The following is a 25,638-nucleotide window of genomic DNA, read 5'->3' as shown; positions in this document are numbered from 1 at the left end:
AGATGTTAGACTTGAGATTTGAGACTTAAGATTTTAGACAAAAGATTTGAGGTTATTTTTGATTTAAAAAAGGAATCGTATATAGATTACTTAAAACACAATTTTAAAATTTCAATTATTCAATTTTCCTCTAACGTCTAACGTCTAACGTCTAACGTCTCAAGTCTCACGTCTAAAATCTCACATCTAATTTCTCAAAGGTTTCCCCTTCTGAATCATATGCTGAAGTCTTTCCAAAGTCTTCCGTTCTCCTGTTAAACTTAGGAATGCTTCTCTTTCAAGGTCAAGCAAATATTGCTCGCTTACGAAGCTTGCATCGCTCAAATCGCCTCCCGCCATAACATAAGCGAGTTTGTTGGCTATTTTCTTATCGTGTTCGCTGATGTAGTTTCCGGCTACCATTTGGTCGGTTCCCACTAGGAACATTCCCAAGGCCTGCTTTCCGAGTACTTTTACATCGGTGCGCCTAATTGGTTTGGTATAACCCTGATCGGCCATAAAACGTGCAACGGCTTTGGCTGCGGCAATCTGGCGATCTTGGTTTACGATTACAATATCCTTTCCTTTCTGCAGGATTCCGGTATCGAAGGCTTCATAGGCCGAGGTGGAAACTTTTGCCATTCCGATGGTCAGGAAATATTCCTGAAGCCTGTTCAGCTCCACATCGTCCTTCATAAAAGTATCGCTGGCACGCATCGCCATTTCCTTGGAACCGCCGCCGCCGGGAATTACCCCCACGCCGAATTCCACCAATCCAATATAACTTTCGGCCGCCGCCACCACGCGGTCTGCGTGAAGCGTGAATTCACACCCGCCGCCCAAGGTCATTCCGTGGGGCGCTACAATTACGGGAATGGAGGAATAGCGAATGCGCATACTGGTGTCCTGAAAATATTTTACGGCAGCATTCAATTCTTCGTATTCCTGCTCTACGGCCATCATAAAGATCATCCCTACGTTTGCGCCTACCGAGAAGTTTTTACCGTTATTGGCAATCACCAAGCCGTCAAAACTGGCTTCTGCTAAATCTATCGCTTTATTGACGCCAGCAAGTACGTCGCCACCGATGCTGTTCATCTTGCTTCGGAATTCTACGTTCAAAATGCCATCGCCCAAATCTTCGACAACCACATCTTTGTTGCTCCAAACTTCCTTGGTCTTTCGGATGTTGTCCAAAATGATAAAGGCATCCTGTCCGGGTATTTTTTTATGGGTCTTGTCAGGAATGCTGTAATAATAGGTGTTGCCCTCGCGTACTTCGTAGAAACTGTCCACGCCGTTTTCGAGCATTTCATTTACCCACGGGGCGGGTTCTTTTCCCAGATCTTTTATTAATTCAATTCCTTTTTTCACGCCAACGGCATCCCAAATTTCGAACGGACCATTTTCCCAACCAAAACCGGCCTTCATGGCGTCATCAATTTTGTAAAGTTCGTCGGTTATTTCGGGTATTCTTTTGGAAACGTATGCGAACATCGCTCCGAAATTCTTTCGGTAAAATTCGCCTGCTTTGTCATCGCCTTCAATAAGAATCGGGAAACGGTCTGCTACCACATTGACCGATTTGGTCTTTTCCAAAGTACCGAAAGATGCTTTTTTGCTTTTTCGGTATTCCATGGAATCGAGGTCGAGCGAAAGGATTTCACTACTTCCATCGTCATTTTTCACCTTTTTATAAAAACCTTGTCCGCTCTTGCTTCCCAACCATTTGTTTTCCATCATAGTGTTGACGAACTTGGGCAGCTTGAAGGTTTCGTGCTCTTCGTCCTCGGGCACGTTTTCGTAAATTCCGTTGGCCACGTGTACCAAGGTGTCCAGACCAACAACGTCAACGGTCCTAAAGGTTGCGGATTTTGGGCGGCCGATTACCGGGCCGGTAAGTTTATCTACTTCTTCAACAGTCAGGCCCATTTCCTTTACTTGGTGGAAAAGGCTTTGGATGCCGAAGATTCCGATTCTGTTTCCTATAAATGCGGGCGTATCTTTTGCGACTACGGAAGTCTTTCCGAGGAATTTTTCGCCGTATTCCCTTAAAAAGTCGATTACCTCGGGCGCGGTTTTTGGCCCGGGAATGATTTCAAAAAGTTTAAGATAGCGCGGCGGATTGAAGAAGTGCGTGCCGCAGAAGTGTTTCTGAAAATCTTCACTATGGCCCTCGCTCATCAAATGGATGGGAATCCCGGAGGTGTTTGTGGTGATAAGCGTGCCTTCTTTTCTGTGCTTGGCCAGGTTTTCAAAGACCTGTTTTTTAATGTCGAGACGCTCCACGACTACTTCGATTATCCAATCGGCAGTTTTTACTTTTGAAATATCGTCTTCCAAATTTCCCGTGGAGATGCGCTTTGCAAAATCCTTGTGATAGAGTGGGGCGGGGTTGCTTTTTATGGCTTTTTGCAAATCGTTGTTCACAATTCGGTTGCGGACTGCCTTGTCTTCAAGGGTAAGGCCTTTTTTCTTTTCATCGTCCGTAAGCTCGCGCGGTACTATGTCCAGCAAAAGCACTTCCACGCCGATGTTGGCAAAATGGCAGGCTATGCCGCTACCCATAATCCCGGAGCCGATTACCGCTACTTTGTTAATTCTTCTTTTTGACATATTTTTTTAAAGTTATTGGTTATTAGTTATTTGTCAGTTCGAAATAACTATTTTTCCTAATTCCTAATTCCTAATTCCTAATTCCTAATTCCTAATTCCTAATCCTAATTCTGAAGTGTTATTTTCTCTACTCTGAATTATATATTTTCTTTGAATTGATCAACTCGTTAATCGTGTTTGCCACTTTCCGAAAGGTTTGCAATTCTTCTGCCGATACGTTTTTTTGTACGGCTTCGTCAAAACCCAAAACCACTTGTTTGGAAAACTCCCGCATCTCTTTTCCAAATTCGGTTAAATGAATCAACACCCCGCGACCGTCCTCTGGGTTGGGCCTTCTTTCTATCAAACCTTTTTCTTCCATAGTTTTCAAGGTGCGGGAAAGGCTTGTAGCTTCCATTCCCATTTTAGGGCCCAGCGCGGTTGAAGGGGTTCCCTCTTCGGGATCGATGCTTATAAGTGCAAAACCCGTTGCCATCGTACTTCCTTTTTTTCCGGCTTCTTCATTATACATTTTTGTAACGTTCATCCAAGTGGACCGCAAGATGTAATCTATAGTTTTTTCCTTCATTAAAAGAATTTGAAAAAAGTGGAATCCCAAAGATACGAAATTTTATTATGCACGCATAGTATATTATGTGATTTTTTTGGACTTAGAACTTAATGACATAGGACGTAGGACTGGTTGACGTAAGACGTTGGCTTATGTGAATCATAGCTATCAATTATTAAAAATTACAACACGAACAGTAGTTTATAGTCTTATGTCCTACGTCATACTGTCCTAGGTCCTGTACCCTACGTCTTACCGTCTTACGTCTCTTTGGAATAATCCAACTCTCCGTCCACTATTTTTGCGGGAGCGGTATAGGGATGTTCCGTGGCTTTATTTTCCGCCATAATGTGCATAACGGTCCAACCTTCCACTTTTAGAATATCTGCTATAAGCGAGCGGTGGCAACTCCACCAAACAGCTTCTGCACACATTATAGCAGTCCGTTTTTTTGAGGCGTTCTCTTTTAGAATTTTTAAGGAATGCTGAAACTGTTCCGTTTCCATATAATCTGCATACCCTTTAAAAGAATCGAGCCGCCATGCATTGTTTTTGGAATTGGGTTCTGGTTTTCTGCGGCCGCCCAAATCTACCAAATGTGTATATGCAATGCCGTTGTCGGGCAATGTTGTTTCCAAATTGTCTTTATTGTACTGCGGAAATTTTCGGGAACCGGGATAATGGCGCACATCCACAAGTAATTCAATATTGAAGGAATTCAACAGTATTAAAAACTCTTCGAGGGTATGGGTGGAATGGCCTATGGTCCAAATAGTTTTCATTTTTAAAAGAGAGGTTTTCTTTTAAAGATATGAAATAGGGCAGGAGCAAAAGGGCAGTTTAACGGAACTTTAATGGGTTACAAATTTCAGGCCCACTATCGAGATTATTAAGGTGGAAAGAAAGAACACGCGCCAAAACGTAGCGGGCTCATTAAAATAAAAAATACCCACCAGAACCGTGCCCACGGCACCAATGCCCGTCCACACCGCATAGGCCGTGCCTATGGGAAGCGTTTTTGTAGCTTTTATAAGCAGGATCATACTAATGGAAAGGCATATTAAAAAACCCGCGAACCATAGTTTTGAATCCAGGCCTGAGGTTTCCTTAACTTTTCCGAGACAAGCCGCAAATGCAACTTCAAAAAGACCGGCGATTATCAGTAGGAGCCAGTTCACCTTTTTATGTTTTTATGAGTTGTTTTGTGATGGAAGATTTTTCAGAAGTTATTTTTATGAAATAAATTCCAGCAGATAATTCTGAGATGGAATAACTATTTTCCCCCAAATCCAGCTGCTTTACGGTTCTGCCTTGGCTGTCAATTATTTCAATAACTCCATTTTGTAAGCCCGAAACTTCAAATGAATTATTTGTAGGATTTGGGAATATTTTCAGTTTCGCAAGTTGGTTTTCTTCGGTGCCCAGGGCGCAGGCATCTTCTACCTCTTGTCGGGTATAACACCCTATCGCATTAAGAACGATATTGGTGTTTGACGTATTTAAATCTAAAAAATCACAAACACTTTTTATAGCACATTCTGAAAGCAGAGTATTATTTTGGATATAAAGAAATGTTATAGATGCAGCATTAATATTTCGGAGAGCTTCAATATTTGTAAGTTGGAAGTTCGATACCAAATTTAAAAATCCGTTTATGGAAATCAATCCTTCCAAACCAGCTAAGGACGGGATTGCAAAATTGCTTCCAAAATAAAAATCCCCATTTATGGTAGTAAGATTTGCCAAACTGCTAATGCTTATTAAGTTATAATTTAAACTGATATTACAAGATCCATCAATTGTGGTGAGCGATTCAAGGCCAATCAATGATTCCAATACCGAGTTTTCTGAAATTGAAAGTTCCCAGCCAACCGAAGTCAGATTATTTAAACCCACGAGGTTTAATAGAGAATCGTTTCTCGAAATAAGTAACCTGCCTTCAATTGTAACCAAACTTTCTAAACCATAAAGATTTTCAAATGTGGAATTTTCGATAGTAACATTTCCAAAGACAGTTGTAAGATTTTCTAGACCGTTTAAAGAATTCAAAACAGTATTACCAAGTATGCTCAAATCCATATTAATTTCAGTAATATTAATTAAAGCTGAAATATTTTCGAGATTAATATTATTTTCTATATATAATTGGCCACCTAAAGAAGACAGGTTTTCCAAACCATGAAAATTAATCAAATCATCATTTCCTACTATTTTCAAAAAACCTCCAATAGTATGCAGATTATCCAACCCCGATAAATCAATTAAATTATCAGATTCTTGAATCCATAAATCTCCCTGAATTTCCTCAATTTGAGAGAGGCCATTTAAATTGGTAATGTCGCTGAAACCATTTAATTCTACATCACCTTCAATAATAGTACATCCAGGAAAGTCTGAAGGAAAATCATCAATTTGTTGTTGCGTATTAAAAAATATTCCATCCGGCAAACATTGGCCATTAACAAAAGACAAATTCACAATCAACAAAAAGGCAAGAAATATTTTTGCGGTAATTTTATTCATTCCTAAAGATTTTTGGCAATATAGATAATAATAAATTATTTATTGTTGTGCTCATAAATCTTATTATACAAATCCTTATACTGCTCTTTAATAACCTTCCGTTTCATTTTCATAGTAGGAGTTAGCTGTCCGCCCTCGATACTCCAAACATCCGGGGTCAATTCAAACTTTTTCACTTTTTCCCACTTTCCAAAACGTTCGTTGTAGAAATCTACTTCCTTTTGAATTCTGTCAATCACGGCCTGATTTTTTACCATTTCTTCTGGATTGGAAGGAATGCTTCTTCCTTTTTTGCTTCCCCATTCCTTGATGAATTCGAAGTCGGGCTGGATTAGTGCAGCCGGCATTTTTTCACCTTCGCCCACAACCATTATCTGGTCTATAAAACGGGACTGTTTCATAGCATTCTCAATGAGTTGTGGCGCCACATATTTTCCGCCGCTAGTCTTGAACATTTCTTTCTTGCGGTCCGTAATTTTTAGAAAACCTTCACTATCAACCTCGCCAATATCGCCTGTGTGGAAATAACCATTTTTCAGTACCTCCTCAGTCTGTTCCTGATTTTTGTAATAACCACACATTACCTGCGGACCTTTTACTAAAATTTCGCCATCCTCGGCAATTTTTACTTCAGTATCCCTTAACGGCTTGCCTACGGTGCCAATCTTGAAACCGTGGTTGCGCATATCGTTCACAGATACTACCGGAGATGTTTCGGTCAATCCATAACCCTCCATTACCGGTATTTGTGCAGCATTGAAAACCCTTGCCAAACGCGGCTGCAGTGCAGCACTGCCGGAAGCGATGGCTTTTAGGTTTCCACCCAAGGCTTCGCGCCATTTGCTGAAAATCAATTTATTGGCGAGTTTCAATTGGGTTTCATACCACCAACCATTTTGGCCATAGGGTTCGTATTTTAGCCCTAATTCTATTGCCCAAAAGAAAAGCTTTTTCTTTATTCCCGTAAGTTCGGCGCCCTTGGCATAGATTTTATCATACACCTTCTCCAGCAAACGCGGAACGGCAGTCATCACTTCAGGTTTAACTTCCTTTAAATTATCGCTAATAGTTTCCAGACTTTCTGCGAAATGGATGCTCACCCCACAGTATTGGTACATATAGAGAATCATTCGCTCATAGATATGGCAAACGGGCAAGAAACTTAATGACTTTGATTTTCCGAAATCTAAGGGCAAACGTTCCACACTATATTTTGAATTTGAAGCTATGTTTTTATGCGAAAGCATAACTCCTTTGGGTTTTCCCGTAGTTCCCGACGTGTAAATAAGGGTAGCCAAATCGTCTTCTGAAATGGATTCCATTCGTTTTTCCACTTCATCCTGATTGCTTTGGTCCTTGCCCTCGTCTAAAATTTCCTGCCAGTTTTTGGCCCCTTCAATTTCATCAAAAGTGTAAACTTCCTTGAGCGAGGGGACGTTATTCCGTATTTGCTGCACCTTCTCATAAACTTCCTTACAGGAGGCTAAACAGTATATGGCTTCACTATGGTTTAAAACATACTCATACTCATCCTCAGAAATTGTGGGATAAATAGGTACGCCTTGTGCGCCTGTCTGCATAATACCAATATCGCAAATGTTCCACTCCGTGCGGTTGGTCATGGAGATAACGGCAATCTTATCGTTGGTCTTTACGCCTATACGTAGCAGGCCACGGCTTAAAGCGTTGGCCCTATCAATATATTCTTGGGTAGAGATTGCTACCCATTTGCCGTTGTATTTGGTTACAAGCGCTTTTTTTTGCGGATATTGTTCGAGCTGATAATATGGAAAGTCGAAGAGTCTTTTTGGGTCTTTCATGATAGAATTATTAAGGAAGTGAAAATAACAAAATTATTTCAGTTTCTCTCTGAAAAGAAAAAGGAATGACCCAATGGACCATTCCTTAAAATTATTTCATTTAAATTATAATATTATATAAAGAAAAAGTGATTATTTATTTTTCTCAATCCACTCTCGTGCATTTACCAATGCTTGCACCCAAGGCGAAACCTCATCATTTTTTCTGTCTTTTGGGTAATACGCCCAATTCCAAGGGAAAGTGGAACGTTCCAAATGCGGCATCATTACTAAGTGGCGACCAGTTTTATCAGTCATCATTGCGGTGTTGAAATCACTTCTATTTGGGTTTGCAGGTAACGCATCGTAGCCGTATTTTGCAACAATGTTATAGTGGCTTTCCGCTTTTGGAAAGCTGAATTTTCCTTCACCGTGTGCAGACCAGATTCCCAACGTACTTCCTTCTAAAGATGAAAGCATCACAGAATTGTTCTCTTGAATTTTCACGGAAGTAAATACACATTCAAACTTGCCGGTATCGTTGTGGAGCATTTTCGGCTTTTCATCATCTTCGGGATTTAAAAGACCGAGCTCCACAAAAAGTTGGCAACCGTTGCAAACGCCCAGGGAAAGTGTATCTTCCTTTGCAAAGAAATTCTTTAAAGCTGTATTCGCCTTTTCATTGTATAAAAACGATCCAGCCCAACCTTTAGCACTTCCCAAAACGTCACTGTTACTGAAACCACCAACGGCCACCAATAGTTTTATATCTTCCAAATCTTCGCGACCTTCAATTAGGTCGGTCATATGCACATCCTTTACATCAAAACCTGCAAGGTGCATCATATAAGCCATTTCGCGCTCGCTGTTGCTTCCTTTTTCCCGAATAACAGCAGCCTTTGGACGTTCCCCTCCTTTGGAGGGGCTGGGGGAGGACTTGCCTGTGAAATTCTTTGGAAACTCAAACTTCAGCGGTTGATTTTTATAATTGTCAAAACGTTCTTTAGCAAGTTTTTCACCACTTTGGTTTTTATCCAATAAATAGGAAGTTTTATACCAAACATCGCGCATTTCAGAAATAGAAAATTCTAATTCTTTATTATTATTTTTTATTGAAAGGGAATCCCTTTCTGAAACAGTTCCAATCTTTTGGAAATCGATTTTATTGTCAGAAAGCATTTTTTCAACCGAAGCATCTTCCGAAGCTTGAATCACAACACCACAGTTTTCCGAAAATAATACTTTCACCAAATCAGTTTCACCCAAACCTGAAAGATCTAAATTGGCTCCCAAATTCACATCTGCGAAACACATTTCCAGCAAAGTGGTAATCAATCCACCTGAGGCAACATCGTGTCCGGCAAGGATTTTTTCATCGCGAATCAATTCTTGTAGCGTGTTGAAAACCGTTTTTACATATTCTGCACTTTTCACCGTTGGCGCATCATTTCCTATAGCATTTAAAATCTGTCCAAAGGAAGAACCGCCCAATTTAAAATCGTCCTGTGAAATATTTATATAATAAATACTTCCTCTCCCGACGCTTCGGGATTTCTGAAGAACGGGCTCCACAACTTTTTTAATATCATTACAATTTCCCGCCGCCGAAATAATCACGGTTCCAGGAGAAATTACTTCGCCATCCTTATATTTCTGCTTCATTGAAAGCGAATCTTTCCCTGTGGGAACGTTGATTCCAAGATCTATTGAAAAATCTGAAACTGCTTTTACGGCTTCATATAATCTTGCGTCTTCGCCTTCATTGTTACAAGGCCACATCCAGTTTGCTGAAAGCGAAACACTTTTCAAACCATCTTTTAATGGAGCCCAAACAATGTTGGTCAAAGATTCGGTGATTGCATTTCGAGAACCCGCAGCAGGATCAATCAAAGCAGTTAATGGGGAATGCCCGATACTTGTGGCAACACCTTCTTTTCCGTGATAATCCAACGCCATTACACCGCAATTGTTTAACGGAAGCTGTAGCGGTCCAGCAGTTTGTTGTTTTGCAACACGGCCCGTAACACAACGGTCCACTTTGTTGATAAGCCAGTCTTTACAGGCCACGGCTTCCAATTGAAGCACCTGGGCAACATATTCCTTTAGTTTTGAAACTTCGTAATCAGGATTTTTGTAATTCCTGTTTACGGTTTTGTCTTTCATTATGGTTTTTGGCGAACTGCCGAACATATCTTCCAAAGCGAAATCCATAGGCTTTTCACCTTTTTTGTTTTCAAAACAAAAACGTTGATCGCCGGTAACCTTTCCAACTTCATACATTGGCGAACGTTCGCGGTCTGCAACCTTCTTCAGTTTTTGGATATTTTCTTCGCCAATAATCAAGCCCATGCGCTCTTGGCTTTCGTTGCCCATAATTTCCTTTGCGGATAGGGTAGGGTCGCCAATAGGAAGTTTGTCCAAGTCAATTTTGCCGCCAGTATCCTCCACCAATTCGCTCAAGCAATTTAGGTGTCCACCGGCGCCGTGATCGTGAATGGAAACAATAGGGTTTTCATCACTTTCAACCATAACACGAATTGCATTTGCGGCACGTTTTTGCATTTCTGGATTACTTCGTTGGATGGCGTTCAACTCGATTCCACTACTAAATTCGCCTGTGTCTGCAGAAGAAACCGCGGCACCACCCATCCCGATTCGGTAATTATCACCTCCAAGGACTACAATTTTATCACCTTCCTGCGGTTTGCCCTTAATGGCTTGACTGGCTTTTCCGTAGCCGATTCCACCGGCAAGCATGATAACTTTATCGAAGCCTAATTGGCGAGCATCCTCTTCGTGTTCAAACGTAAGTACAGAACCTGCAATCAAGGGTTGTCCGAATTTATTTCCAAAATCAGAAGCCCCATTACTAGCCTTTATCAAAATATCTAAAGGCGTTTGGTATAGCCAATCGCGCTCTTTCATTGCTTTTTCCCAAGGCCTATTTTCTTCCAAACGTGAATATGAAGTCATATAAACCGCAGTTCCCGCCAATGGCAACGAACCTTTACCGCCAGCCAAGCGGTCGCGGATTTCCCCGCCGCTTCCGGTTGCCGCGCCGTTAAAGGGCTCCACGGTTGTTGGGAAGTTGTGGGTTTCCGCTTTTAGGGAAATCACACTTTCAAAATCTTTTTCCTCGTACCAATCAGGCTTGTCGCCACTTTTTGGGGCCCATTGTTTCACATTCGGGCCTTTTACGAATGCCACGTTATCCTTGTATGCCGAAACAATATCATTCGGGTTTTCAGCTGAAGTCTTTTTTATTAATTTGAAAAGGGAAGAGGGCATTTCCTTGCCGTCTATTTCAAAAGTTCCGTTGAAGATTTTGTGGCGGCAATGCTCGCTGTTCACTTGGCTAAAGCCGAAAACTTCGCTGTCGGTAAGTTTTCTGCCCAATTTTTTTGAAAGGTTTTCCAAATATTCAACCTCTTCGGAATTCAGCGCGAGCCCTTCTTTTTGGTTGTATTCCGAAATATTATCAATCTTCAGAATCCCTTCCGGCTTACTGTGGATGTTGAAAATATCTTGGTCCAACTGCTTGTATTTTTGAGAAAGCATTGGGTCCAAAGTTTCCTTTTCAACTTTACTATTGTGAAATTCCTCGATGCGGATGACGCCGTCAATGCCCATATTTTGGGTTATTTCCACGGCATTGGTACTCCACGGCGTAACCATGGCGGCACGGGGGCCAATAAAAAAATCCGTCGCGTTTGGGTGCGGGACGGATTGCTTTATTTTAGGCTGGTTGCCGAAAAGCCACTCCAACTTTTTAGTGTTTTCTTCTGAAATAGTTCCGTGGGCTTGGACTGCAAAAACAGTATTTTCAACGTTTCCGAAAAAGTGAATCATCCTTTTGAATATTAGTTCATTTTTGAAGGTGCAAAGGTAATGTTTTTCAAGGATATTCCATTTGTCGAAAAGATGGCATAATCATCAATTTTGAACATTTTTTGGAATGGACCTATTTTAAATAAAAAAGAGCGGGAATTGCCCGCTCTTTCAGAATACTTATACTTCTTTATTGAACCACGATTTTTTTGGTAATTCTCTTTTCCGCAGAAGCGAGTTCCAAAAGATAAATTCCACCATTGAGACTTGAAACATCCACTTTTTTTTCGGAAGCATTGAAGGTGTTGAAAAGAATTCTTCTTCCCGAAAAATCATAAACCGAATAGGTTTCAACGGGGAACGAAGTGTTGTCCCTTACCCAAATAATTTCAGAAGTGGGATTGGGGTACACGCTTATATTTTCTGCCATAAAGTCTTCCGTTCCAGCCAAGCCCCATCGGTCTTCGGCCACAGGGCCGCCCCAGATAAGGGTTGCCAAATATGGGTTGTCAATAAATGGGTTTCGGTTGCCGTACACAGGTTCCAAATAAGGATTGCGTTGGTCTTCAAAATCGGTTACGGGATCTTCAGCATTCCATTGCAGATATACTTGCAGCATGTCTGTACTGCCCTGCACTGGGCCTACGCCGTTTAAGGACGGTTTGCAACGGTCGCCATAGCGGGTGTACATATACATCATAATTCGCGCTACGTCGCCTTTCCATTCGTCGCCGGGATACCAGTTACCGCTGCCCACGTTACCGGCATTGCCGGAGCCCGCTGCAAACTTTTTACTGCCGCGATTGTTGTTCATCTGCTGGTCGCTGGGGCGCAGGTTGTGTGGGTCGGCGCCAATGCCGGTGGTTCCGTTATCCACATTTCCCATCGATGGATTGGCATTGGATCTGGCAAAAGTGTGTTCGCGGTTGTATTCACAGTTTCCGCCACCAAAAGCGTTTTTATTACGGCTTCGGTCTGTGGTGCAACTTCCCGTGTCATCATAGCCGTAGATCAGCAAGACATTATTGTTGTTATCGGGATCTTCGTCGGTAATTTTCATCGTATCCCGTGTATCACCATAATTGAAGGTTGTACTGGCATTTTCAATTTTTTGTTGCAAGGCGAAATATAGATCTTGGCCGGTCAAGGTAAGATCCACATCATTATAATAGGGCTGTTGGGCAAAAACGGTCTGTAAACCGATTATAAAAAGTAGGGTAAATAATTTCTTCATAAATCTAAATTTGTATTCAATCACTATTATTGATTCTTTTTTTGCAGCAAAGAAATATAAAATCCATCAAATCCGCTTTTGCTGGGCATTATTTTTTCCTCATTTAACAGTGTGAAATCTTTTCCGGCTTCACGGGCCAAGAAATCCTTTACCTGCAATTCGTTTTCCGAAGGAAGTATAGAGCATGTGGCATAGACCAATTGCCCTCCCGGTTTTACCATTCGGGAGTAGCTGTCCAGCAATTCTTTTTGTGTGGCGCGAATATTGTCCAAAAACTCAGGCTGCAATTTCCACTTGGCATCCGGATTTCTTCTTAAAACGCCCAGACCGGAGCAAGGAGCATCGATCAACACCTTATCTGCTTTATCGATCAGCTTTTTTATCACTTTCGTGGAGTCGATGACGCGGGTTTCAATATTGAAAATATCGTTTCGGCGAGCGCGGCGTTTCAGTTCGTTCAACTTGTTTTCATAAATGTCCATGGCAATCAATTGGCCTTTGTTCTCCATCATCGTGGCAATGTGAAGGCTTTTTCCGCCCGCTCCGGCACATGCATCTATTACGCGCATTCCGGGTTTTGGGTCGAGAATTTCCGCAACTTTCTGTGAAGACGCATCCTGCACTTCAAACAGCCCATTCTTAAAGGCATCGGTTGTGAACACGTTTGCGCGCTCCTTCAGCTTCAACGCATCGGGATAACCGCTCAAAATTTCGGTTTCTATTTCAAGGTCGGCCAATTCATTTTGCAGGTTTTCAACCGTGGTTTTTAAGGTATTCACTCGTAGCACCACGTCGGCCTGTTGGTTTAGCGCGGCAATTTCCTTGTCCCACTTTTTGCCCAGTTCCTTTTGTCCCAATTCATCCAACCAATCGGGGATGGATTCTCGGTATTTCCTGATTTTTGAGAGTTCGTCAAATTTTCCTTTTATGCGGCGGGTTGGGGTGTCCTCAAACTGTTTCCATTCTGGGATGGCAATTCCGTTCAGTGTGGCCCAAACCGTGAACAACCTGAAAAGATTGGGACGGTCAAAGGGTTCGCGCACTTCGGCAATCTCGGCATAGAGCCGTTTCCAGCGCACAATGTCGTAGGTGGTTTCGGCTATAAAGGCACGATCGCGGGCGCCCCAACGCTTGTCGCGCTTTAAGGTATTTTTTAGCACCTTGTCCGCTTGCTTGTTTTCGTTAAAAATCAAGTGAAGGGAATCTATGGTGGCGAATACGAGGTTTCGGTGTAGTTTCATTTGTATTTTTTTTCTGCCACGGATTTCCGAATGTTTTTTATAGTTATTCGTGTATTCGTGGTTACCTTTTTTAACTTCAATTTATTTTGAAATCTTTTGCGATTGCAAAGGTATCTTTTTAAACTTAGATTTTTGAAATACGAAATACGAAATACGAAATACGAAATACGAAATCGAAATCGAAATCGAAATAACTTTTAAGTAACTCAATAACTCAGTAACTCAGTAACTCAATAACCCAATAACCCAATAACCCAACAACCCAAAAACCCATTTGAAATTTTAGAATCACTACTTTTGCCAAAAATTGAATCTATGCGTCTTGCTATTGCCACGTTACTCGTCCTTTTTCTTTTTTCCTGTGAAAAGAAAACTGAAATTGAAATCAATTCTGTTGAAATTACGCCCGTATTTATAGATAGCCTGAGCATTCGTGCCATCCAGCCGTTGGATGAAAACAGGGTTTGGTTTGCCGCGGACAAAGGAAAGGTAGGATTGATTGACGGCGATACGCCAAAGCTCGCAATCATAAAATACGGCGATTCGTTGCTGCATTTTCGTTCCATCGCCGCCACTAAGGAAGCGGTGTTTGTTTTGAGTATCTCCAATCCGGCAGTGCTGTACAAAATTGGCTTTAACGGTACCGAAGCTACCAATATTGAAGAAGTTTACACCGAAAAAGGCGAAAATGTTTTTTACGATTCCATGAAATTTTGGAACGAAAACGAAGGCATTGCCATTGGCGACCCCGTGGAAGATTGTATGTCAATAATCATCACTCGCGACGGCGGAAACACTTGGGAAAAACTGCCGTGCGATAATTTGCCGAAAGTGGAAAGAGGCGAAGCAGCTTTTGCGGCCAGCAATAGTAACATCGCTATTTTTGGCGACAATGCTTGGGTAGCCACCGGCGGAAGAAAATCCCGGGTAATGCACACGGGCGACAAAGGAAAAACTTGGGAAGTATTTGACACGCCAATCGTTCAAGGAAAGGCGATGACGGGTATTTACAGCATTGATTTTAGGGATGAACAGCATGGAATCATTTTCGGTGGCAATTGGGAGGACAAATCTTTTAACGAAGGCAATAAGGCCATCACCAAAAACGGCGGTAAGACTTGGAAACTGATTGCCAACGGCAAAGAACCCGGGTATCGTTCGTCCGTAAAATATATTCCGGGAACGGAAGGGCAGGGGATAGTGGCCATCGGCTCGCCCGGTATTTCGTTTAGCGGCGACGGCGGCAAAAACTGGAAACTTCTTTCAAAAGAAGGCTTTTTCGCAATTGAATTTGTGAATGATAGCCTTGCTTTCGCTTCGGGGAATAATCGTATTTCAAAATTGATTTTTAGGAAATAATATAAAGATTCTCTTTTGGAGTGGGCACGAGTTGCAACTCGCGCCAGCAAAGTTGCAAACTCGCCAGCCGAACTTTTTTACCACGAATACACGAATATTTTCGCATAATTATCCGTGAATTCGTGGCTGATTTTTAGGTTTCTTCTGAAAGGATTATTTCAGCATCATTTTTCTTCGGGAAAAATAGCTGTAATAAAATAGCAATTCCCATAACAATTGCGCAACCCACCAAATTCAGCCACAGATAGGGCATAAGGTCGATGTACCAAAAATAGATAATGATAATTTGGGTGATAAGCGCTGCAATAAAAACCGCTTTGCTGCGCACGTATTTTATAAAAAACGCGAGAAGAAATATACCCAGAACATTTCCGTAGAAAATGGAGCCGATGATATTTACAAGCTGAATCAGGTTGTCGAATAAATGGGCGGTACAGGCTACCAAAATCGCGATAATTCCCCATAAAAGCGTAAACCCGCGCGACGCCGCTACATAATGTCTTTCGCGCTTGCCGGGGACATTGCGTTTGTAAAGGTCGATGGTTGTCGTGCTTCCCAACGCATTCAGTTCTGACGCGGTGGATGACATAGCCGCGCTTAAAATCACGGCCAGCAGCAACCCGATTAAGCCGCGTGGAAGATTGTTAAGGATAAAGTGGATAAAAACGTAATCCTTATCGTTGGTCTCCGCATTTGGATTTGCCTTTTTGATTACGGCCACAGATTGTTCACGCAACTGTTTTTCAGTATTGTTGAGTTGCTCAATTTCGTTGGCCAAAATTTGTTTGGCGGCATCGCTTTCCGCTTTGGAATAACTTATTTGCGTGGCCGCCAATTCTTGGTCGATTGCTTCCTTTTGAACTTCCAAAGCCTTGTATTCACCTGCATATTCCGATTTTTTTACGTCTTTTACCGCAGCAGGATTAAAGTGCAAAGGGGAACTGTTGAACTGATAAAAAACAAAGACCATAACCCCCACGAGCAATATAAAAAATTGCATCGGTACTTTCAGCAAGCCGTTCATAATAAGACCCATCTGGCTTTGTTTTACACTTCGGCCCGAAAGATAGCGTTGCACCTGGCTTTGGTCGGTTCCGAAGTAGGAGAGGGCTAAAAATGTACCACCTATTATTCCGCTCCAAAAAGTATAGCGGTTGTCAAAGTCGAAAGAAAAATCGAGGATGTCCATTTTGCCATTGGCCCCGGCAATTTCAAGCGCTTTGGAAAAAGAAATATCAAGCGGAAGATAATTCAGTATCAAAAGAAAGGCAATCAACATTCCAAAAAAGATGACCGCCATTTGTTGTTTCTGCGTAACGCTCACAGCCTTTGTACCGCCGCTAACGGTGTAGATAATTACGAGTACGCCGATGATGATATTCAGATAAATCAAATTCCACCCCAAAACTGCCGAAAGAATAATGGAAGGCGCAAAAATGGTAATGCCGCAGGCCAAACCGCGTTGGATTAAAAATAAGATTGCGGTAAGTGTCCGGGTTTTTTTGTCGAAACGGCTTTCCAGATATTCGTAGGCCGTATAAACGTTGAGTTTGTGGTAAATTGGGATAAAAACCAAACAGATAATTACCATCGCAATGGGCAGCCCAAAATAGAACTGCACAAAGCCCATCCCATCGTGAAAGGCCTGTCCGGGAGTGGAGAGGAAGGTAATGGCACTGGCCTGGGTAGCCATAACGCTAAGCCCAATAGTCCACCAATGCGCGGTGCTTCCACCTTTTAAATAATCGCCCACATCGCGCTGCTGCCGCGATTTCCAAGTGCCGTAAAGCACGATAAAAAGAAGGGTCCCAATTAAAACAATCCAATCAATCTGCTGCATTTAGGCGAAGTTTTGCATTAGTAAATAAAACAGATAGATGTAAACGGCATTGAATAGGAGCACTAAGGTGTAGCTCCATTTCCAGTTGAATTTTTGTTTTTCTTCGGTCACGTTTCTTAAATTATTTCCCTATTGACAGCATATTCGCAAACAATCGATAAGCTCCGGGAACGCCAGCGGGCAGTTCGCGGAAAAAGCTCAATCCCGTATAAATATAATACCCTTTTCCGTATTTGGCCACCAGCAGCGAGCCTTTTGTCATTTTCTCGCCTTTGTCGCGCATTCCGAGGATGGGCGTAAACTCCTTGGCCCATTCATCGGGAAAGTACAGGCCGCGCTCCTGTGCCCAACCCTCAAAATCTTTTTGGGTAATTTTATTTGGGGTGTTTAAGACAGGGTTTTCGGGGGCAAGTATTTTTACTTCCGAAAATTCATCGGTTACGCGGTCGCGCGATAGTTTCAGTTCATAGGGCGCCAGGTTTTCGGTAACCAAACCGCGACTGGTATTGTACTGCACGATGAGCGTTCCGCCATTTTCAACATATTTATTTAGAGCGGGCTGTGCAAAGGCGAGCTCTGGGACGGTGTTGTACGCACGGATACCGACAACAATGGCATCAAAATTTTGAAGGTTTTCCGCGGAAATATTTGAAGGGTCAATGGCGGTTACCGAATAGCCAATCTGCTTCAGACTTTCGGGAATGGCATCGCCCGCACCGTTTATGTAGCCAATGTTTTGCCCTTTTTTCTGAATGTCGATTTTTGCAACTTTCGCTTCGGAGGGCAACAACACACTTTGATACGGAATGTGCTCATAATTGATGGTTGCCAATTCCCTGTCGAAAATTTTTCCTTCAGTATTTACAATTGGTTTTAAAAAACCTTCACTTTGGCTGCGTGGAGGCGTTACCGTAAAAGTAAAGGTTTTGGTTTCGCCATTTCTGTCAAGCTGAAATGTTTGCTGCGAAGGCGCTACTTGCCAACCTTCGGGATGTTGAAGGCTTATGGTTCCGGAAATGCTATCCTTTCCCGCGCGCACGATTACTGAAACAGTTTCAGCTTCATCGTTGGCGAAAATCAAGACTTTTTCGGGGATGGAAGCGGTAACTTCGGGCAAAACCTCCAACGGACGATAGACTTCGCCCTTTACGGGGTCGTTGAATTTGTAAATTATATCTTTCGTAAAAGGAATGGTAGCGTTACCAAATTGCAGTTCAAAAGTAAGTTGTTCCAAAACGGGTGTTTCGGGCAGCCCAATCAAGGCTTCCGGCGCGGCGTACATACCGACGCTTCCCTTTTCGTTCAGCCAATAGGGCGAAGAATACTTGGGGTTGTGAACCCCCGAATTGACCGTTATCTCCAGTTTTTTATCTTCATTAAAGGGAAGGACTGTAGATTCATTCCAAAGCATTTTACCTTCCGAATTTTTTACCGATCGCAAAACCACATCGGCATTGCCGCGATTGACGGCTTCAACGGTTACTTTGAAATTTTCGTTCGGATTGATTGAATTTGCTTCGGAAACAGCTTCAATAAAAATACCGCCGCAATCCAAAATGAGTTGTTTCAGTTGTTCGAGCTTTATTTTTCGCCAATGGGTATCTTTCAAATTTGAGACCAAGGGATACGCTTTCAAAAGCTGCGGCAACATTTCCGAAGGGTTTTTAAAGTTGAAATTTTCCTCCAACGGATTCAAAATAGCTCCGATCTCCTTTCCGCCTTCCAGTCTGGACCAGTTTGTATTGATGCCTTCAAAAAGGTTGTTGTCCGAAGGTTTGCTTCCCTTCAGCAGTTCCAAATATTCCGTTTCGGTTCCTCGGGAGCCTGTGCTGCCAAAGCCCTGCGATTTGTGCATACTTCTGCTCAAAGAAGCAATTTCACCATTGGAAAGCCCGAGTGCGGGAAAATAGCTTCCGGTTTCCACAGACACAAGATTCTTTTTATCAGCTTTTTCAAAATTTTCCTGGCTTCCGTAAAACCACCACGAAGTATTGAAAAATAAACGCTGGGGTTTCCAAAGCCCATATTCCGCTGCAGATTTTGGAAATTTTGAGGCATTGTCAACCATATCAAAAGCCTCCAGGCTCAACATGGCCGAGGCTGTATGGTGGCCATGCGTGCTGCCGGGACTGCGATGGTCAAAACGGTTTACGATTATATCTGGCCTGAATTTGCGAATCGTCATCACGACATCGCCCAGCACCTCATTTTTTGTCCAAAACTCAAAAGTTTCCTCCGGGTTTTTGCTGTAACCGAAATCGTTGGCGCGGGTAAAAAACTGGTGTCCGCCGTCAATTTTTCGTGCTTCCAGCAATTCCTGGGTGCGGATAACGCCCAAAAGTTCGCGCAGTTCGGGACCAACAAGGTTTTGTCCGCCATCGCCACGGGTTATGGAAAGATAGGCCGTATTCGCGTGCACATCGTTAACCAAATAGGAGATGAGCCGCGTGTTTTCATCATCGGGATGTGCAGCAATATACAATGCGGAACCTACAAAATTCAACTTTTGCAGGTCGTGATATATTTCGGAAGCGGTAGGTTTTTTGGGAGCTTGCGCGACGGCGACTATCGAAAAAAATAAAAATAGAAGTCGGAAAAAAAACGGTTTGTGCATAAAGTGTAAGTGCTGATTTATTCGAAAACCCTTCAAAGATACTTATTTGCGAAAATTATTCGTGGGGAAGCCCTTCCTTATTTTTGTCGAGCTCGTGCTGCTGTTCGTAAAATTCCTCCACATTTACAATGCTTACGCCTTTTTGGAGCATCATACTGTTGGGGTAGATTACAATTTCATTGTCCTTTGTATGGAGAATGATGTGGAAAGTTTTTATATCCTCTATAATGCCTTCCAAAGGCATTTCCTTGTCGTGGATTTTTATGTAATCGCCTATTTTATAGGGGAAAGTGAAGAACATAATTACACCGCTCGTAACATTACTCAAAATGGACCATTGGGCAAAAAAGGCAATCCCGATAACCGCAAAAATGGAAGACATTGCCAATCCCAGATTTCTAAAATCCACGCCCCAAATAAGTATAAGTCCTAAAACCATAAGAAAGAAAACACCAAAATCCACGTGTTTCATTATAAGCCCTGTGCGGTGCTCCAGCCTTTCTATTTTTTTGGCGAAATTGCGGACGGTTCTTTTGAGCATGACCCGGATAAATAGCAATACCAGAATCAATACGGCAGATTCTATAAGTTGAAGGGTGTGTTCTTGAATGTTCATATTTTCTATTTCAGTTGAAGCGAATCGCGCAGGTTGAGGTTTTCATTTCTGTTTTTGGTCCAATAATCACTTTTTATCCTTTTCAGTTTGGTAGCCGTGGTTTTCAGTCGCAGTGTGTCGTTTTGGTCTGCGGCGTTTACCTCTTCCCATTTTTCAATTTCGTACGGAAAAGTGCTGCTGAAAAAAAGCATCAACTGCCGCTGTAAATCGGGATAATTCAATGTATAAATGGTTATGGAATCGCCCTGTTTCAAACTGGCAAAAGCATTGTGTTCCTTTATTTCCTTGTGCCGAAGCCGTAAATATTCAAACGAAGGGATAATCATTACGTCGCCCGTGGGCAATTCTTCGGGATTGATTCTTATAAGGTTCCAAAGTTCGTTTTCCAAATAGGTTTTTGGCAAAGAGAGTTTTTGGTCTGCCTCGCCCTGAAAATAGGAGTGCGATTCAATTTCAAAATCATCGCGGGTGTTGAGTTGCATATAAACCTGGCCGCACCATTCCTGCACACTGTTGGTAATTTTTAACGGATGCTCTTTCGTTGCAATCGGACTGAAAGTACTGGTCATTATGGAATACGGATATATTCCGGTGTTGAAATTTTTCATTTGGTTCAGTTTCATCACTGAAATGTTTTCTTCGGAAGCATTGTTCGCTTTTACCTGTGCATCCGGTAAAAAATCTTCCGTAACAAAGATGTTGACCGCTGTTCCTTCGCGAATCTCCCCATACCGCTCTTGCATCAGACTATACGAGGTTATTTCGGCAGTTCCGCTGTACCAATATTCTTTAAATTCCTTTGAAATGTTCCGTGGGGTTACTGTTATGGCAGCTTTCTTTTTGGCTGAAATTTTTTGTGAATCACTTTTTTCTTCGGAAGAATTACAACCGCTCAGCAACATTAAAAAAATGAGAAGAGGAAAGAATCTGAAATAGTCCATTATTCGAAGAATTTTGCCCAAAAATACCACAAATTCAACGGTTGGCAATCTCGGTTAACGTTTTATAAACAAGTCGCGTGGGCAACCCCATCACATTAAAATAGCAGCCTTCAATTTTTTCGATGCCTATGTAGCCGATCCACTCCTGAATGCCGTAACTTCCAGCTTTATCAAAAGGTTTGTAGTTTTCTATGTAGAAATCAATTTCTTCATCAGAAAGTTTTTTAAACCAAACTTTTGTAACATCGTTCACTGTTTTCTGAAATTCTTTTGAAGTAAAACACACCGAAGTGATAACTTCATGCATTTGCCCGCTTAAATTTTGAAGCATCTCTTTGGCCTCGCCAAAATCTTTCGGTTTGCCGAGGGCTTTTTCCTCCTTCCAAACAATCGTATCGCTGGTAATAAGAATGTCATTTTCGCCTAAATCTACAAAAATGGATGCTTTAAGTTGGGAAAGGTAATCGGTTATTTCTGAACGCTTTAAATTGCTTGGGTAGGTTTCATCAACCGCCTTTACCTGAATGGTAAAATCCAGATTCAATTCCTTGAAAAAAGCCTGTCTGCGCGGCGAGCCGGAAGCGAGGATGATGTTGTGGTTTTTTAATTTTTCGCGAAGCATTTTTGAGGTTTCAGGTTTTAAGTTTCAGGATAAGGTTTTGGGTAAATTATTTCAAAATTACAAATTGATACAGCGGAATGGAGCATTTTCCCAAAAACATAATGATTTTCAACAGTTTTGAAAGGAAGGCATATTCCTTTGGCGAGTCGGCATCCCAAGATTTTATGCAGAAATAGAGCAGCGGCGCAACAATGGCAAACAGAAAATAAAGCAGCAAGGTTTGTTGGTTGTATAAATTTTCATACATATAATAAACAACGCCTAAAGTCATAAACACAACCAAAATGAACACTATCGAAATGGTTCTTTTTCGCCCCAAAGCAATGGGGAATGTGTTCATTCCGCCTTTTTTGTCGCCGTTGATGTCCTGTAAATCCTTTACAATTTCTCGTATGAAATTTATGAAAAACGCAAACAGCGCATACTGAAGGACAATTTTAAAAACGGCCGATTGTGTAGCTTGGTTCTGTGGCGTAATTGCAGGGAATAAATCAAAAAGCGCTACAATTATTAGGCTCATCGCTACCAAGGCTGAAACCAGGAGATTGCCTATGAGCAATATTCCTTTTAAATAAGAGGCATACAAATAAAGCAAGGCCGAAAAAACGATAAACAGCGCAGCAAAACTCGGATTGCCGATGCTGTTGGCAAGATAAAAACCTATCGCCACGCCAGTAATGTTAAAAAGTATAAAAAGCCTGTTTGCATTGCGTTCCGAAATCCTTTTGCCGATTACAACCTTATTCGGTTTGTTGACTTTGTCAATTTCCACATCGTAAATATCGTTGATGATATTTCCCGCAGCGGCTATGCAGATTGTGGCTATTACGAGCAAGGCAAAAGTGAAATTGGTCAAGGCCGTATCTACCCCAAAAGGCTGAAACAGGACGTATTTTATGGAAACCTGCACTAAGGCGATAAACAACAGGTTTTGGTAACGGATGAGGTTTAGGTAGTTCAAGGTTTAATTTTGAAAGTTTTATATTCTATGAAAGTTTTTCAGATGACAGATGACAGATGAGTTTGGCAGATTTCATCCAGCACCCCGCATCCAGTACCCAACTTAATCATACTTTGCGCTCACGCCCTCCGTAACTTTCCATTTTCCCTGCACTTTCAGCACTTGTTCAATCACATCGCGAACGCAGCCTTTGCCGCCTTTTTTATGGGATACGTATTTTGAGATCGCTTTGATTTCGGGAACAGCGTCTTGCGGACACGTAGGCAGGCCAACTTTCTGCATAATTTCATAATCGGGAAGGTCATCGCCCATAAATAGTGTGTTTTCGCGCTCTATGTTGTTGGCTTTTAAGTAGTCTTCCAGAATTTTGGTTTTGTGATGGGCGCCCAAAAAGATGTCCTTCACGCCCAAATTTTGCAGCCGCACGCGCACGCCTTCATTGGAACCACCTGAGATAACGCAAACATTATAACCCTGGTCAACCGCCGTTTTGAGTCCGTAACCATCTTTAATGTTCATAGTCCGGAACATCTCACCTTCGGTGTTTACTTGGATTGTACCATCGGTCAAAACGCCGTCCACATCAAAAATGAAGGTGGTTATGTGTTTTAAATATTCCTTATAGCTCATATATTTGGTGTTTTTTTAGTCTTTCTTCAGCGCTTTTGTAAACATTTCATAAAAATCTCTGTAAGAGTTATTTTCCAACAAATGTAAATGTTTTTCAATGGTTTTTTTGTCGTTCCGTTTTGCTGGGCCGGTCTGCGCTTCTTCGGGGGAAAGGGTTTTAATTTTTGATGCAGTTTCAGCAATCAGCGGTTTCAGTAAATCGAACGGCAACTTTTCGTCTTTTAAAATTTCACTGCCAATGCCGTATAAGTGATTCACGAAATTGTTCACGAACACCGCGGCAAGATGCAGCTTGGCTCTTTTTTCCGAAGAAATTTCAACCACATTTTCTGAAATGGTCTCGCCCAATTTTCGCAGCAACTTCAAATCTTCGGTGTTTTCGGCTTCTATGCAAATGGGAATCTCCTTAAAAGCAACTTTCCGCTGCTTGGAAAAAGTCTGTAACGGATAGAAGACACCGCGTCGGTTTTTAGCGGCAAGTGCGTTCATTGCAGCGCCGCCTGAAGTGTGCACTACCAATTTATTTTGAAATGAAAGCGACTCGGAAAAGCTTGAAATGGCATCATCGGGAATTCCGATTATGTAAATATCTGCATCGGCAATTTTTGAAATATCATCGGTAAAAGGAATCTTTTCAAAAGGCGAAATCATTTTGATAATATTTCTGTTAAAAACCTGTATTACAGAAACTTTCGAATTATTATGTAAAGCATTGAGTAAATGGCTATTTACATTTCCGAAGCCTAAAAAAACTACCTTTATCATAGTGCGAAGTTAGCGGTTTTTAGAAAAAAGGAATAGAGAAAAAAGAATAAAGAAAGATGTAATCAAAATTCTTGTTGTAATACAAACTCGTCCTTCCTCTTTCCTCTTTGCGCTGCCAAAAATTTTCAACGGAAGACTTTGTGCTTTATCAATTTTATCTCGCCGTCCTGTTCCAGTTGCTTGATGGCGCGAATTACGGTTTCCACGCGCTGCCCGGTCAAGTCGGCAATTTGCTGACGGGTCAGTTCTACTTGAAAAAGTTCTTCGGAACCGTATTTTCGTTTTAAAAAATCTATCAAGGTCAAGATGCGATGTTCGGGCGGATGTACTGAAATTTCCTTTAAAATGGTGGCTTTGTAATAGAGCCGTTTTGCTAGGGCCTTGGTAAATTTTAGGTTTATTTCAGGGTTTTCGGTAAGCAATTCAAACAATTTTGTTTTGCTCAATTTGTACAGCTGCGTTTGCTTTACGGCCGAAGCGGAAGCGGGATATTTAAAATCGCCCAGCAATGGCGGCTCGCCAAAACTTTCCCCGTCGTAAAAGATGCCCTGTACAAATTCCTTTCCCTGTTCGTTGATATTGAACATTTTTACCTCGCCGGTCTTTATCTGAAAATAGAAATCTGCCCGCTTTTTTTCGTGAAGAATTATTTCCGAAGCCTTAATATTTTCAAGGGTTGCGCCGTAGTTCAACAGTAAATTTTCTGGAATCATGGGTTTATGATTTGCCTCATAAAATAAGGCCTGTTCTGCATTGTAAATTTACACCTTAAAAATCAAAACCCTATTTATATTATGAAAACCCTATCTATAAAGAAATTGCAGGACGAATTTGTACACGATTATTATATGTATATTCCGCTGTCCATTATCATAAACAGCTGCATAGGCTCTATTGCCGCCATGACAATTTTGGCGCAGGGAACAGGTCTTATTACCGGCATTGAGCTTACTCTTTGCGTTGCGCTGTGTATGGGCTATAATGCGGCTTTGCTGGCAGGAACAAATAGAAAATTTGCCTTTTGGTTATTGGTGGTAAGTTTAGTCGTAAATATGTTATTGATTTTAATAACTTTGCTATAAAAAATGGCAAAAAAGAAAATTGAATCCCGCGAAGATGTGTCTTTGCTCGTCAATACATTCTATGGAAAAGTGAGGAAGGACACGCTTCTGGGGCCTATTTTCAATGGAATCATAACAGATTGGGAAACCCACCTTGAACTTCTTACCGATTTTTGGGAGACCAACCTTTTCTTTAAGCGAAAATACTTCGGAAACCCGATGCACGCACACATTGAGGTTGATAAAAAAGTGGGGGGAACCATCAACGAACTTCACTTTGGCACGTGGATTAACCTATGGCACCAAACCATCGACGAACTTTTTGAGGGCGAAACCGCCAATATCGCAAAAAACCGGGCGAGAAATATGGGAACCTTCATTCACTTGAACATTTTTAATGCCCGAAATGAGACTTCAAAAAAGCCCGAATAGTTAACAGATTTAAGTAGTCTAAATGGG

General features: G+C 41.8%; 21 protein-coding genes. 3 read left to right on the top strand and 18 right to left on the bottom strand.

Going from position 1 to position 25,638, the window contains the following annotated elements; translation table 11 throughout:
- Positions 1-186: 186 nt before the first annotated feature.
- The 9 genes from MB09_RS03185 to MB09_RS03145 all read right to left on the bottom strand — a co-directional run bounded on the left by MB09_RS03185 (position 187) and on the right by MB09_RS03145 (position 13,770).
- A complete protein-coding gene (locus MB09_RS03185; RefSeq protein WP_045079442.1) occupies positions 187-2,595 on the bottom strand; it encodes a 3-hydroxyacyl-CoA dehydrogenase/enoyl-CoA hydratase family protein in 2,409 nt (802 codons plus the stop codon).
- Between the two features lie 127 nt (positions 2,596-2,722).
- The gene (locus MB09_RS03180; protein ID WP_045079441.1) at positions 2,723-3,163 is read right to left on the bottom strand and encodes a MarR family winged helix-turn-helix transcriptional regulator; all 441 of its coding nucleotides are present in this window, start codon (positions 3,161-3,163) and stop codon (positions 2,723-2,725) included.
- A 242-nt stretch (positions 3,164-3,405) separates the two neighbouring features.
- Positions 3,406-3,927: a DUF488 domain-containing protein gene (locus MB09_RS03175; protein ID WP_045079440.1), complete on the bottom strand. Its 522-nt coding sequence runs from the start codon at positions 3,925-3,927 to the stop codon at positions 3,406-3,408.
- 69 nt (positions 3,928-3,996) lie between these two features.
- The gene (locus MB09_RS03170) at positions 3,997-4,323 is read right to left on the bottom strand and encodes a DMT family transporter (RefSeq protein ID WP_045079439.1); all 327 of its coding nucleotides are present in this window, start codon (positions 4,321-4,323) and stop codon (positions 3,997-3,999) included.
- 4 nt (positions 4,324-4,327) lie between these two features.
- A complete protein-coding gene (locus tag MB09_RS03165) occupies positions 4,328-5,668 on the bottom strand; it encodes a T9SS type A sorting domain-containing protein (protein WP_045079438.1) in 1,341 nt (446 codons plus the stop codon).
- A 35-nt stretch (positions 5,669-5,703) separates the two neighbouring features.
- Positions 5,704-7,488, bottom strand: a complete 1,785-nt coding sequence (locus MB09_RS03160; protein ID WP_045079437.1) for an AMP-dependent synthetase/ligase — start codon at positions 7,486-7,488, stop codon at positions 5,704-5,706.
- Between the two features lie 132 nt (positions 7,489-7,620).
- On the bottom strand, positions 7,621-11,370 hold the full coding sequence (gene purL, locus MB09_RS03155; RefSeq protein WP_262987121.1) for a phosphoribosylformylglycinamidine synthase: 3,750 nt from the start codon (positions 11,368-11,370) through the stop codon (positions 7,621-7,623).
- Positions 11,371-11,485: 115 nt separating this feature from the next.
- Complete coding sequence (locus MB09_RS03150; protein ID WP_131459802.1) at positions 11,486-12,529, bottom strand: endonuclease; 1,044 nt, start codon at positions 12,527-12,529, stop codon at positions 11,486-11,488.
- Between the two features lie 26 nt (positions 12,530-12,555).
- On the bottom strand, positions 12,556-13,770 hold the full coding sequence (locus MB09_RS03145; RefSeq protein ID WP_045079435.1) for an RsmB/NOP family class I SAM-dependent RNA methyltransferase: 1,215 nt from the start codon (positions 13,768-13,770) through the stop codon (positions 12,556-12,558).
- Positions 13,771-14,085: 315 nt separating this feature from the next.
- Between MB09_RS03145 and MB09_RS03140 the strand changes: the two genes are divergently transcribed.
- Positions 14,086-15,129: a WD40/YVTN/BNR-like repeat-containing protein gene (locus MB09_RS03140; protein ID WP_045079434.1), complete on the top strand. Its 1,044-nt coding sequence runs from the start codon at positions 14,086-14,088 to the stop codon at positions 15,127-15,129.
- A 133-nt stretch (positions 15,130-15,262) separates the two neighbouring features.
- Here MB09_RS03140 and MB09_RS03135 read toward each other — a convergent pair whose 3' ends face one another.
- The 9 genes from MB09_RS03135 to MB09_RS03095 all read right to left on the bottom strand — a co-directional run bounded on the left by MB09_RS03135 (position 15,263) and on the right by MB09_RS03095 (position 24,831).
- Positions 15,263-16,969: a sodium:solute symporter gene (locus tag MB09_RS03135; protein WP_045079433.1), complete on the bottom strand. Its 1,707-nt coding sequence runs from the start codon at positions 16,967-16,969 to the stop codon at positions 15,263-15,265.
- Between the two features lie 121 nt (positions 16,970-17,090).
- Positions 17,091-19,583, bottom strand: a complete 2,493-nt coding sequence (locus MB09_RS03130; protein ID WP_045079432.1) for a PIG-L family deacetylase — start codon at positions 19,581-19,583, stop codon at positions 17,091-17,093.
- Positions 19,584-19,638: 55 nt separating this feature from the next.
- Positions 19,639-20,199, bottom strand: coding sequence for a mechanosensitive ion channel family protein (locus MB09_RS03125; protein WP_045079431.1), 561 nt, complete (start codon positions 20,197-20,199; stop codon positions 19,639-19,641).
- 5 nt (positions 20,200-20,204) lie between these two features.
- Complete coding sequence (locus tag MB09_RS03120) at positions 20,205-21,140, bottom strand: hypothetical protein (protein ID WP_045079763.1); 936 nt, start codon at positions 21,138-21,140, stop codon at positions 20,205-20,207.
- Positions 21,141-21,174: 34 nt separating this feature from the next.
- Entirely contained in the window at positions 21,175-21,762 is a 588-nt protein-coding gene (locus MB09_RS03115) for a Maf-like protein (protein WP_045079430.1), read from the bottom strand.
- A 46-nt stretch (positions 21,763-21,808) separates the two neighbouring features.
- On the bottom strand, positions 21,809-22,723 hold the full coding sequence (locus MB09_RS03110) for a geranylgeranylglycerol-phosphate geranylgeranyltransferase (protein WP_045079429.1): 915 nt from the start codon (positions 22,721-22,723) through the stop codon (positions 21,809-21,811).
- A gap of 102 nt (positions 22,724-22,825) precedes the next feature.
- Positions 22,826-23,353, bottom strand: coding sequence for a KdsC family phosphatase (locus MB09_RS03105; protein ID WP_045079428.1), 528 nt, complete (start codon positions 23,351-23,353; stop codon positions 22,826-22,828).
- 15 nt (positions 23,354-23,368) lie between these two features.
- Positions 23,369-24,118, bottom strand: coding sequence for a Rossmann-like and DUF2520 domain-containing protein (locus MB09_RS03100; protein WP_045079427.1), 750 nt, complete (start codon positions 24,116-24,118; stop codon positions 23,369-23,371).
- Positions 24,119-24,243: 125 nt separating this feature from the next.
- A complete protein-coding gene (locus tag MB09_RS03095) occupies positions 24,244-24,831 on the bottom strand; it encodes a Crp/Fnr family transcriptional regulator (RefSeq protein ID WP_045079426.1) in 588 nt (195 codons plus the stop codon).
- A gap of 81 nt (positions 24,832-24,912) precedes the next feature.
- On the opposite strand from MB09_RS03095, the gene MB09_RS03090 reads away from it, so the two are divergent.
- Entirely contained in the window at positions 24,913-25,200 is a 288-nt protein-coding gene (locus MB09_RS03090) for a hypothetical protein (protein ID WP_045079425.1), read from the top strand.
- A 3-nt stretch (positions 25,201-25,203) separates the two neighbouring features.
- Positions 25,204-25,611: a group III truncated hemoglobin gene (locus MB09_RS03085; protein ID WP_045079424.1), complete on the top strand. Its 408-nt coding sequence runs from the start codon at positions 25,204-25,206 to the stop codon at positions 25,609-25,611.
- Positions 25,612-25,638: the final 27 nt, after the last annotated feature.

Source organism: Aequorivita vladivostokensis (assembly GCF_000952855.1).
In the GTDB taxonomy this organism is placed as follows: domain Bacteria; phylum Bacteroidota; class Bacteroidia; order Flavobacteriales; family Flavobacteriaceae; genus Aequorivita; species Aequorivita vladivostokensis.
Note: the sequence above shows the minus strand (reverse complement) of the source record. Positions and strands in the feature narration are given on the sequence as shown.

Bases quoted from the DNA above. Each gene is read 5' to 3' on its own strand.
- MB09_RS03185 (WP_045079442.1), bottom strand. From the start codon at position 2,595: ATGTCAAAAAGAAGAATTAACAAAGTAGCGGTAATCGGCTCCGGGATT.
- MB09_RS03180 (WP_045079441.1), bottom strand. From the start codon at position 3,163: ATGAAGGAAAAAACTATAGATTACATCTTGCGGTCCACTTGGATGAAC.
- MB09_RS03175 (WP_045079440.1), bottom strand. From the start codon at position 3,927: ATGAAAACTATTTGGACCATAGGCCATTCCACCCATACCCTCGAAGAG.
- MB09_RS03165 (WP_045079438.1), bottom strand. From the start codon at position 5,668: ATGAATAAAATTACCGCAAAAATATTTCTTGCCTTTTTGTTGATTGTG.
- MB09_RS03160 (WP_045079437.1), bottom strand. From the start codon at position 7,488: ATGAAAGACCCAAAAAGACTCTTCGACTTTCCATATTATCAGCTCGAA.
- MB09_RS03150 (WP_131459802.1), bottom strand. From the start codon at position 12,529: ATGAAGAAATTATTTACCCTACTTTTTATAATCGGTTTACAGACCGTT.
- MB09_RS03145 (WP_045079435.1), bottom strand. From the start codon at position 13,770: ATGAAACTACACCGAAACCTCGTATTCGCCACCATAGATTCCCTTCAC.
- MB09_RS03140 (WP_045079434.1), top strand. From the start codon at position 14,086: ATGCGTCTTGCTATTGCCACGTTACTCGTCCTTTTTCTTTTTTCCTGT.
- MB09_RS03135 (WP_045079433.1), bottom strand. From the start codon at position 16,969: ATGCAGCAGATTGATTGGATTGTTTTAATTGGGACCCTTCTTTTTATC.
- MB09_RS03130 (WP_045079432.1), bottom strand. From the start codon at position 19,583: ATGCACAAACCGTTTTTTTTCCGACTTCTATTTTTATTTTTTTCGATA.
- MB09_RS03125 (WP_045079431.1), bottom strand. From the start codon at position 20,199: ATGAACATTCAAGAACACACCCTTCAACTTATAGAATCTGCCGTATTG.
- MB09_RS03120 (WP_045079763.1), bottom strand. From the start codon at position 21,140: ATGGACTATTTCAGATTCTTTCCTCTTCTCATTTTTTTAATGTTGCTG.
- MB09_RS03115 (WP_045079430.1), bottom strand. From the start codon at position 21,762: ATGCTTCGCGAAAAATTAAAAAACCACAACATCATCCTCGCTTCCGGC.
- MB09_RS03105 (WP_045079428.1), bottom strand. From the start codon at position 23,353: ATGAGCTATAAGGAATATTTAAAACACATAACCACCTTCATTTTTGAT.
- MB09_RS03100 (WP_045079427.1), bottom strand. From the start codon at position 24,118: ATGATAAAGGTAGTTTTTTTAGGCTTCGGAAATGTAAATAGCCATTTA.
- MB09_RS03095 (WP_045079426.1), bottom strand. From the start codon at position 24,831: ATGATTCCAGAAAATTTACTGTTGAACTACGGCGCAACCCTTGAAAAT.
- MB09_RS03090 (WP_045079425.1), top strand. From the start codon at position 24,913: ATGAAAACCCTATCTATAAAGAAATTGCAGGACGAATTTGTACACGAT.
- MB09_RS03085 (WP_045079424.1), top strand. From the start codon at position 25,204: ATGGCAAAAAAGAAAATTGAATCCCGCGAAGATGTGTCTTTGCTCGTC.